Origin of the sequence: Sphingomonas sp. S-NIH.Pt3_0716 (assembly GCF_003950715.1) — a bacterium.
GTDB lineage: Bacteria > Pseudomonadota > Alphaproteobacteria > Sphingomonadales > Sphingomonadaceae > Sphingobium > Sphingobium yanoikuyae_A.
Genome location: NZ_QLJK01000060.1, coordinates 1 through 9,788, shown reverse-complemented (window position 1 = coordinate 9,788; position 9,788 = coordinate 1). Strand labels below are relative to the sequence as shown.

Sequence of the window (9,788 nt, the reverse complement as noted above, 5' to 3'; positions counted from 1 at the left end):
GAGGGCCAAATCACTCGCCTCAAGCTGATAAAACGACAGATGTATGGTCGAGCGAAGCTGGACCTGCTGCGCGCTCGCGTGGTCGGCGTATGACCATCACCAGCAGCAAAAGTGATTCAGAGCCCAAAAGTGACCCCCCACTATCTCGCGTCAATCGGCTGCGATGCAAGCCATTGATAAATCGAAATAATAGGAGGACATGTGGTCATCAGACGCGCAATGTCCGATAAAAGCCTCTACTTATCAACGTCTTGCAATTGCGAAAAAACGCGCGGCACCTGTCCAACTCGCTGTCTCGTTATTGGCGCAGCAAAGCCCCCCGATCAGGCCGGAACGCTATAATCCCGCACCAGCGTCAGCGCCTGCCCATTGAGCGCTGCCGCCCGCTCCACGCTGCCGCTTTCGGTATAGCAGCGCAGTTCCGGCGCATTGCCGCTCGGCCGCAAATGGATGATGTCGCCACCGGCAAAATGGATGCGCAGCCCGTCGGTTCGGTCGATGCCATCGGCCTCGCCCGCCACTTCCCCGAACATGCCCGTCAGCCGCTTGAGGATTGCGGCCTCCTCCCCCTGCTCTAGATGCGCGATCAGCGCTTGGCTCTGCGCCGTGGGATAATTTTGCAACCGCTCGCTGAACGTATAGCGTTCGGGCAATTGCGCCTGTAGCGCCGACAGCGTCACGCCACGTCGGCGCGCATCGACCAGCACCGACAGGATCGGCAACACCGCGTCCCGCGTCGGTAGCGCGCCCAAAGTCCGGCCCTCCACCGGGATCGGCGTGGCTAGCAGAAAACCGCCATTGGCCTCATAGCCGCACACGCTCGCCTGACCATCGGCCGCCAGAGCGTTCATCGCCTCGATCACGAAGGGCGACCCGATCCGGGTCCGCCGCACGGCGGTAAACAGCCCCGACAGCTCGACCGCGCTGTTGCAGCTGACCGGCGTGGCGATCGCCGCGATGCCCAGCGCCCGCGCGCTCAATATGCCCAGCACGTCGCCGCGCATCCATATGCCCTGTTCGTCGGCCAGCAGCGGCCGGTCGCTATCCCCGTCGGTCGACAGGATCGCGTCCAGCTTAAGGTCCGCCGCCCATTGCCGCGCCAGCGCCTGATCCTCAGGCCGAACCGCCTCGGTATCCACGGGGATGAAGCGATCGGAACGGCCCAGCGACACGGCCGTGCCGCCAAGCGCCTCGACCAGCGCGACCAACATGTCGCGCCCGACCGCCGAATGTTCGTAAATGCCCAGCGTCAGGCCAGCCAGCGCCGTCGCGCCGAAGGCATCGACATAGCGCGCGACATAGGGCGTTGCCGCATCGACCAGCGGTTCCACAGGCGCGGCGTTCTTCAACATGCCCGCATCGTCGAACAGGTCGGGCAGGTCCACGTCCTGCGCGCGGATCGCCAGTTCGTCGGGTTTCAGCACTTCGCCATCGGTCCGGTTGAACTTGATGCCGTTGCGGTCGTCGGGGATATGGCTGCCCGTCACCATCAGCGACGGGATGCCGTGCGCGAACCCATGGGCTGCCACGGCAGGCGACGGCACGAACCCGCAATAGTCGACCGTCCCGCCCATATGCCGCACCGCCGCGGCGCAGGCCGCCGTGATGCGCGGACTGGACGGCCGCAGGTCGCCCGCGATGGCGACAGCGGTGCCGGGCGCAAACTGCCCGATATTGGCCAGATGTTGCAGGAAGGCGGCCGTATAGGCGAAACAGACCCGGTCCGTCATCGCGCTCACCAGCCCGCGCGCGCCGCTGGTGCCAAATGCGACGCCGGATTGCGCCATCAGGTCGGCGATGGAAACAGATTGCGTCATGAACCCCCAGCTATGTGGCTTTGCCAAGGCCTAAACTATTCTCGCTCACCCATAAAGCCGCTCGTCCCACCAAACCGGCTCCGGCAATTCATGGCTGATCCCCTCAGCATCGGGATGCGCCGGATTGACCAGGATATTGCCCTCCACCCGCGCCACCATCGACGGCACCAATAATATCGCGCTGCGCCGCTCCTCATACCATGCCTGCCCGAACGCCTTACACAGTCCCTCATCCTTCCCGTCCCATCCCGGATGGGCTGCGGTCTGAAAGATTTCGTAGCTGGTGCCGTTGGGGATGGTGATGCGGACATAATGCTGGTTGGGTGGCAGCACACTGCTGGCATGGGCCGGCTTTTCTAGCATCGCCGTCGAATAATGTTCCGATGTACATATGATGGGGCTGGCCGGCATATTCCATCGCCCCGGATAAAGCCGGGCCCCTTCGCTGTCATAGATGGGATGGACGCCATCGGGGTCGCCGATGCGATAGGCCGTCAATATCCGGTCGGTCCGTCTGCTCGTCACACGCCCCCGCCATAGGCGGCGCGGCCGAGCAGGTTGATGACCAGATCCGCGCCCGGACTGGTTGCCAGCGCGACTTCGAGCGGCGCTTTCCCGTCCAGCATCGGATGCGGTCGGCCCAGAAATTCTCGGGCGCGCTCGGGCTCCTTATAAATGTTGAGTGCGAAGCTGAACACCTTGGCCAGACGGACCAGACGGTCGCCCTCCTCGCTGGTCAGCCGCTTGGACGCGGATTTGCGCCGCCGTTCCAGCGTCGCCTTTGGGATCAGGCGCAATTTGAAGCGCGCATCACCCGGCGCCACGCTGTCGGCCAGATGGTCGAGCGCGGCGATCGGTAGTCCGCTTTCGATCAAGGACGGCAGCGCAAGGCGCGGTGCATGAAACTCGACCTCAAGGCCCAATAGCGCTTCTATGGATTGAAATTGCGTCGCCATGATCATTCTGCCTCCGTTAAGGGATAAACAGCGCGCTCGGCCCAACGCAGGGCCGTGTCGCCGATCGCAACCTGGTCGCGATGATGGCGCGACCGGCTTCGGGCATGTGATGAAAACCTTGTGACGCCAGCATGTCAATCAAGGTCGTTTTGCCCGAACCGGGACCGCCAGTGATGACATGAAAATCGGGTCTGTCAGCCATTGTCAGACGGTTCCTTGTCGGCGCCAGCTTCCATATCGAAAGCGCGTTTGCCGCGTCGCTTCCACAAGGCCACTATGTCGCCAGCATTTTCATCGCGCGCACGGCTCGCCAGTTCGAGCATCGCGCCATAAAGGGTGGCGCGATCGTCGTTGGTCAGTTCGACAAGACCAGCTTTCTGGACGAGGCCGCCCAGCTCTATGAGATGGCGGGTACGTTCACGGCGCTGTACGACCCATCCTCTTGTATCGGTGCGGCGTTGCATGGCTTCGACGCGGCTCATGGCATGATCGTTTCGATCCATCGCCTTGCCGGTCGCGACCACATCAGCCGCGAGCCTTTTTGCCACGCCGTTGAAAGAAGGCGGAGCCTTTCGCGCGCCATGCCTCCTTCTCTTCCGCGTTGGTGGACTCAACGGCGGTTATCAATATGCCGGCGATTATATCGATATCGAGTGTATCGGCTCCCGTAGATGTGACCACCTGGCCAAGCTGTTCGACCTTCTTCGCCTTGAGTGCTTTGGCCTTCTCAGCCAGTGTCCGCAATTCCGCGTTATAGTCGCGTGTCTTTCGCACCCTAAGTTCCTTATCATGATGTAACCGGGACCACAGAATAGCAGGTTCGGATGAGTGAGAAACGGCTCGATCTTGAAAATGCGATGAAGTCAGTCATGCAAACGGCAGAGAGTGCGCGCTTATACGTCGTTGCCGACGTGCGCTAAGAAAGGCAATATCGAGGCTATCATGGCGATCTACCATTTCTCGGCCAAAGTCATTAGTCGTGCTAACGGATCAAGCGCCGTGGCGTCTGCTGCCTATCGTGCGGCAGAACGGCTGCACGACGACCGGCTTGGGCGCGAGCATGATTTCTCGAACAAGGCCGGTGTTGTCCATTCGGAAATCCTTTTGCCCAAAGGTGCGCAAGAGCGTTTGAGTGATCGCACGACCTTGTGGAATGAGGTCGAGGGCGTGGAGAAACGTAAGGACGCGCAGTTGGTGCGTGAGGTCGAGTTTTCAATTCCGCGTGAGTTGAACCAGAAACAGGGTATCCAGCTCGCCCGCGAGTTTGTTGAAAAGCAGTTCGTCAAGCGCGGCATGGTCGCGGATATGAATGTGCATTGGGACATGGGGAAGGACGGGCAACCCAAGCCGCACGCTCATGTCATGCTGTCGATGCGCGAAGTAGGGCCAGAGGGCTTTGGTCAGAAGGTGCGCGACTGGAACAGCACAGCGCTATTGCGGGAGTGGCGCGAGGCGTGGGCCGATCATGTCAACAAGCACCTGGCCGAGCTGGATATTGATGCCCGCATAGATCATCGGACATTGGAGGCGCAGGGGATCGACCTTGAGCCGCAGCACAAGATTGGGCCGGCGGCGTCGCGGATGCCCGACCAGGGGCTTGAGGCCGAGCGGGTCGAGGACCATGCCCGGATCGCGCGGGAGAATGGCGAGAAGATCATTGCGCGGCCCGAGATCGCGCTGGACGCGATCACGCGTCAACAGGCGACGTTCACGCGGCGCGACCTGGCGCAGTTTGCTTTCCGGCATAGCGACGGCAAGGATCAGTTCGATCAGGTGATGAGCGCGGTGCGCGCCTCGCCCGAGCTGGTGGCGCTGGGCAAGGATGGGCGCGGCGAGGATCGCTTTACCTCCCGCGATATGATTGAGACGGAGCAGCGTCTGGAACGTATCGGCGATCGGCTTGCTGGCATGGCGCAGCATGGCGTTTCCGTTTCCCACCGGGACGACGCTGTGATGGCCGCCGGGCAGCAGGGGCTTCTCCTTTCGATGGAGCAGCGCGGCGCCCTGGATCATATCACCGAAGGCCGGGGGCTTGCCTCTGTGGTTGGCTATGCCGGTAGCGGCAAGTCAGCTATGCTGGGGGTGGCGTGCGAGGCATGGGAGGCGCAGGGCTATACCGTGCGCGGGGCGGCGCTGTCGGGGATCGCAGCCGAGAATCTGGAAGGTGGATCGGGCATCCAGTCGCGCACGCTCGCTAGTCTTGAATATCAGTGGGGCCAGGGGCGTGAGCAGCTTGGTCCCCGTGATGTGCTGGTGATCGACGAAGCCGGCATGATCGGCACCTGCCAGATGGAGCGGGTGCTGGCTCATGCCGAACAGGCCGGAGCCAAGGTGGTCATGGTCGGCGATCCAGAGCAGTTGCAGGCGATCGAGGCTGGTGCGTCATTCCGTGCCCTCATCGAGCGCCATGGCGCGGCCGAAATCACCGAAATACGCCGGCAGCGCGAAGACTGGCAGCGCGATGCAACGAAGGCGCTTGCGACAGGCAGGGCGGGCGAGGCGATCCACGCCTATTCTGCGCATGGCATGGTCAACTCAGCCGAGACGCGCGAGCAGGCCCGTGTCGAGCTGATCGACACATGGGCCGTGCAGCGCCGTGCCGATCCCGGCAAGAGCCGGATCATTCTCACCCATACCAATGCTGAGGTACGCGACCTCAATCTGGCTGCCCGCGATCGACTGCGCGACGCCGACCCTCTGACAGGCTCAGGACAGGGGCTGGGGGAAGATGTGCAGGTGCAAACCGAGCGGGGCGCGCGCGCGTTCGCCAGCGGCGACCGCATCATGTTCCTGAAGAACGAGCGAGGGCTAGGAGTGAAGAACGGCACGCTGGGTCAGGTCGAGCGTGTATCGCCCGACAGCATAGCGGTACGGCTCGATGACGGGCGCAGTGTAGTATTTGAACTCAAGGATTATGCCCATGTCGATCATGGCTATGCGGCGACCATCCATAAGTCGCAGGGTGTGACGGTTGATCGCGCGCATGTCCTCGCTACCCCCGGCATGGACCGTCATTCCGCCTATGTGGCGCTATCGCGGCATCGCGACGGGGTGCAGCTCCATTATGGCCGCGATGACTTTGCCGATGATCGCCAACTCACCCGCACGCTGAAGCGCGAGCGGGCCAAGGATATGGCGTCCGATTATTCCCGCGATACGGCGCAGGATATTCGTGCTTTTGCCGACCGTCGCGGCTTGTCGGGCGAGATCCGTTCGGCCAATAATGCGCGCGCCATCCAGCGAGATCCGCGTGGCGAGATAGCGCCTGTCGAGCGGGGAGCATTTGCCGGTTTCAAGCCGGGGACGGTCGAGCGCGCGACCGCGACCGCGGCCGAGCAGAAGCCGCGGCGCGGCATGTTTGCGGGCTTGAGGCTCAATGCCACGCCCGCCCCGTCCACCCCGACGAAAGCTCTCGGTCGTGAACAGGATCGCGACTATGTGCGCGCCGTCGAACGGGCTTCGCGATCGGCCGAGGTGGTGTTGCAGGCCCGCGCATCGGGCGCGCCGGTCCTGGAGCATCAGAAGGTTGCGCTGGAACGCACCAATCAAGCACTTGAGCAGATCAGGCCAGGATCCTCGCGCGATCTTCAATTGGCGATCCAGCGCGACCCTGCCTTGTTGCGGGATTCAGCTGCGGGGCGCAGCGGCCCGCTGATCGACGCGATGGCGCAGGAAGCCCGTGTGCGGGCCGATCCCAATCTGCGCGCAGATCGGTTCGTGGAACGCTGGCAGCAGCTCTCCCAGGACCGTGATCGGCTTTATCGCGTCGGTGACATGACGGGTCGCGAGCGTGCGGGCAAGGAAATGGCGGGCATGGCCAAAAGCCTTGAGCGCGATCCGCAAATGGAATCGGTACTGCGCGGTCGCACCCGTGATCTTGGTCTTGAGATTGGCATGAACCGGGGCCGTGAGATGGAGGGCGGCGAGCTGGGCCGCCAGTTGACGCAGGAGCTTGGGATAGGCCGTGATCGCGGCATGAGCCGGTAAGGAGACGCATATGGATGAAGACGACGGGCAGAGCGAGGATGGCGCGGCACGGGCGTTCGAGCAGCTCACGCGCGAGGTGTCGTTACTGCGCGCCGCTGTCGAGGGACTGACCGCTGCGCGCGAGTCCATCGACATTCCCGATTATCAGCCAACGCTTGAGCGCACCGAAAAAATACTGGTAGCTCTTGCCCAGCGGATCGATCCCATCGCCAAAAGCCCACTCCTGTCGATGACGCCCGGTTCCATGGCAAGCCAGATTGCAGCGGCGGCTTCGGCTGCGCGTCGGGAAGATGCGCGGCTTGTCGCCGAAGCGCGCGCGGGGCTGGATCAGGCCGCACGCGAGATCGGCAACCGGCTTGCCTCGGCGCGGCGCGGCGACGAGCAAAATCGGTGGCTCTATATTTTCGCTGGCGGCGGCCTGGTGCTGGGCTTTTTGTTTTATGCGATGCTGGCGGGGCCGATCGCGCGATCCATGCCGCCAAGCTGGCGCTGGCCCGAGCGCATGGCGACCCGCGTTCTCAAAGAGCGAGGCCTGTGGGAAGCGGGTCAACATTTGATGCAGGCGGCCGCACCGGAAAGCTGGAGCGCGATTGTGGCCGCGTCGCCATTGTCGGATGCCAACCGTAAAACCGTGCAGGCGTGTCGTGAGCGAGCCGCGAAAGCCAAAGAGCCGGTGCGATGCACGATTGAGGTGAAACCCGACAGCGCAGGTTGATCTCGGCGCTGACCGGATAAGTGCCATTCATGACCCCAGTTTATCAGACGACAGTCAGAGCGTGAAAACTACCGAAGCAGGTGGGCCGCGCGGCTATGACGCAGGGAAGAAGATCATGGGCCGCAAGCGCCACGCCATGGTCGATACCGATGGCCGTGCGCTCGAACTGCTGGTCCATGGCGCTGATGTGCAGGACCGAAACGGCGCAGTGCCTTTGCTCATGCAGTCACGCCAGCGGCACCCCTGGGTCGAGCATGCCTATGCCGACAGCGCCTACAACAGCGATCGCGTCCGGGACGCCACCTCCATCACAATAGAGATCGTCCGAAAGTTCGCCGACCAGACCGGGTTCGTCGTCCATCCCAGACGATGGGTGGTCGAACGAACCTTCGCATGGCTCAATCGAAATCGCCGTCTCGCCAAGGACTTCGAGCGAACCATCAAATCCGCAACGGCTTTACTCTATGCCGCCGCTGCCATCGTCCTCATCAGGCGCATCGCTCGTTACGCATGAGATTCAAGACAGATGGGGTGATTGGGGCTCGTCACCGAGTCGGAGAGGTGGCTGCTCCTCGCAAATGGTAGAACGTGGTCCGTATCGAGCGGCCACAACCATGAGGAGAAGCAACCGTGAACTATTATGCCGGATTGGATGTTTCGTTGGAAGAGACGGCCATCTGTATTGTCGATGAGACGGGCGCGATCGTACGCGAGCTACGCGCGCCCAGCGATCCTGAAAGCTTGATATCGGCGTTAAACGGGGTTGCTTTGCCGATGGTGCGGATCGGACTGGAGGCCTGTTCGCAATCGGCGTGGCTTCACCAGGGTATGGCTCGGTCCGGCTTGCCGGTGTTGTGCATTGAAACACGACAGGCAAAAGCGGCCATGGGAGCAATGCCGAACAAGACTGACCGCAATGACGCGCGGGGATTAGCGCAAATCATCCGAACGGGCTGGTATCGGCAGGTTCACGTCAAGAGTGCCCCGTCACGGATGTCGCGCTCATTACTCGTGGCGCGCCGGACGGTGCTCTGTAAAGTGCGGGACATGGAAAATGCGGTGCGCGCCGTACTACGCGAAAGTGGACTGAAAGTTGGAGCTCCAGGGCGCAAACTGTTCGCCACGCGGGTGCGCGAACTCGCTGAAACCGACCCTTCGCTGGCCGATATTACAGAACCCTTGCTCGCCATCATCGCTACCATGCACTTTCAACTTGAGCGGCTGACACGCCGTGTTCTTGAGGCCGTTCGAGTTGAACCCATCTGAGGGCATAGCGTGGAAAGTACGCTAAACAACGCTAAGCGAGAACGCATGGCGAACGCTCGATGCGAACGGACGGGCGCTTAATCAGGCGGGCCGTTCGATTCCCATCCTACGCATTTCGCGATAAATGGTCGATCGGCCGATGCCGAGTTGCCGCGCTGCTTCGGTAGGCGAGATACGAGCTTCGACCAGCTTGATGGCCGCATCCACTTTGGACATGTCCAGCGGCTGACGGCCAGGCTGTTTGCCCTTAGCACGGGCGGCGGCAATACCATCTCTGGTTCGCTCAGAAATCAGCCGTCGCTCAAAATGGGCGATGGCCCCAAACACATGGAAGATGAGCTCGCCGGCAGCTGACGAAGTGTCGATCTTTTCTTCAAGGCTCAGGAGCGCGATGCCCTGACCGCGTAGCGTCTCAACCGTGGTGAGAAGTTCGGCAAGCGAGCGCCCAAGCCGATCGAGGCGGACCACCGCCAGCGTGTCACCCTTGCGGGCATAGGCGATTAGCTCAGCCAGACCGGGCCGTTCCATGCTCTTACCTGAAATGACATCGGTGAAGATTTTGATGGCGCCAGCCTTCTCCAGACGCATGGTCTGGCCCGCAACGTCCTGATCGCCGGTGCTGACGCGGGCATAGCCCAGAATATCACCCATGCCGCACGTCTCCCAAACGGTCGTTCTGTGGACGCTATGGAGGGCAGCCGCTGCGCCCCACCCATATCCGTCCACATACTATGTCTCTTTACTCCTCGCTGTCCATAGGCCCAGATGACCTTTTGTGGACAGGAAACGGCATGACGAAGCGCAAGCATCAACTCCTGACCGAGAGCGAACGCGATCAGATACTCGCCATCCCGACCGATCGCGACCATTTGGCCCGGCTCTATACCTTCGAGCCTTCCGATATCGAGATCATCGGCGCGCGACGGGAGCGACGGAACCAGTTGGGCGTGGCGCTGCAACTCGCGCTCCTGCGGCACCCGGGCATCACGCTTGCGCAGTTGATACAGGACAGGGGAGCAATACCCCATGATCTCGCCGCTTTCGTCG

At 62.1% G+C, this 9,788-nt stretch carries 10 protein-coding genes and 2 pseudogenes; 5 read left to right on the top strand and 7 right to left on the bottom strand.

Annotated elements, in window-relative coordinates:
* Positions 1-323: 323 nt before the first annotated feature.
* The 6 genes from BRX37_RS25285 to BRX37_RS25260 all read right to left on the bottom strand — a co-directional run bounded on the left by BRX37_RS25285 (position 324) and on the right by BRX37_RS25260 (position 3,547).
* The gene (locus tag BRX37_RS25285; RefSeq protein ID WP_125990197.1) at positions 324-1,817 is read right to left on the bottom strand and encodes a phosphomannomutase; all 1,494 of its coding nucleotides are present in this window, start codon (positions 1,815-1,817) and stop codon (positions 324-326) included.
* Between the two features lie 45 nt (positions 1,818-1,862).
* Complete coding sequence (locus tag BRX37_RS25280) at positions 1,863-2,342, bottom strand: RES family NAD+ phosphorylase (RefSeq protein ID WP_125990195.1); 480 nt, start codon at positions 2,340-2,342, stop codon at positions 1,863-1,865.
* Positions 2,339-2,773, bottom strand: coding sequence for an antitoxin Xre/MbcA/ParS toxin-binding domain-containing protein (locus tag BRX37_RS25275; RefSeq protein ID WP_125990193.1), 435 nt, complete (start codon positions 2,771-2,773; stop codon positions 2,339-2,341). The genes BRX37_RS25280 and BRX37_RS25275 overlap by 4 nt, the downstream gene beginning before the upstream one ends.
* 16 nt (positions 2,774-2,789) lie before the next feature.
* On the bottom strand, positions 2,790-2,975 hold the full coding sequence (locus tag BRX37_RS25270) for an AAA family ATPase (RefSeq protein ID WP_486057143.1): 186 nt from the start codon (positions 2,973-2,975) through the stop codon (positions 2,790-2,792).
* Entirely contained in the window at positions 2,968-3,237 is a 270-nt protein-coding gene (locus BRX37_RS25265) for a conjugal transfer protein TraD (RefSeq protein ID WP_125990199.1), read from the bottom strand. The genes BRX37_RS25270 and BRX37_RS25265 overlap by 8 nt, the downstream gene beginning before the upstream one ends.
* A 61-nt stretch (positions 3,238-3,298) precedes the next feature.
* Entirely contained in the window at positions 3,299-3,547 is a 249-nt protein-coding gene (locus BRX37_RS25260; protein ID WP_125990191.1) for a conjugal transfer protein TraD, read from the bottom strand.
* Positions 3,548-3,715: 168 nt separating this feature from the next.
* Between BRX37_RS25260 and traA the strand changes: the two genes are divergently transcribed.
* From traA to BRX37_RS25240, 4 genes and pseudogenes are all read left to right on the top strand, one after another.
* Positions 3,716-6,760, top strand: coding sequence for a Ti-type conjugative transfer relaxase TraA (gene traA, locus BRX37_RS25255; protein WP_125990189.1), 3,045 nt, complete (start codon positions 3,716-3,718; stop codon positions 6,758-6,760).
* A gap of 10 nt (positions 6,761-6,770) precedes the next feature.
* Positions 6,771-7,475, top strand: a complete 705-nt coding sequence (locus BRX37_RS25250) for a DUF6118 family protein (protein WP_125990187.1) — start codon at positions 6,771-6,773, stop codon at positions 7,473-7,475.
* Between the two features lie 10 nt (positions 7,476-7,485).
* A pseudogene (locus BRX37_RS25245) lies at positions 7,486-7,989 on the top strand (IS5 family transposase); the annotation flags it as partial.
* A 116-nt stretch (positions 7,990-8,105) separates the two neighbouring features.
* A pseudogene (locus BRX37_RS25240) lies at positions 8,106-8,738 on the top strand (IS110 family transposase); the annotation flags it as partial.
* An 84-nt stretch (positions 8,739-8,822) separates the two neighbouring features.
* Here the strand turns inward: BRX37_RS25240 and BRX37_RS25235 are convergent.
* Positions 8,823-9,392, bottom strand: a complete 570-nt coding sequence (locus tag BRX37_RS25235; protein ID WP_011607925.1) for a recombinase family protein — start codon at positions 9,390-9,392, stop codon at positions 8,823-8,825.
* 140 nt (positions 9,393-9,532) lie between these two features.
* On the opposite strand from BRX37_RS25235, the gene BRX37_RS25230 reads away from it, so the two are divergent.
* On the top strand, positions 9,533-9,788 hold a 256-nt coding region (locus BRX37_RS25230; protein ID WP_125990183.1), incomplete at its 3' end, for a DUF4158 domain-containing protein.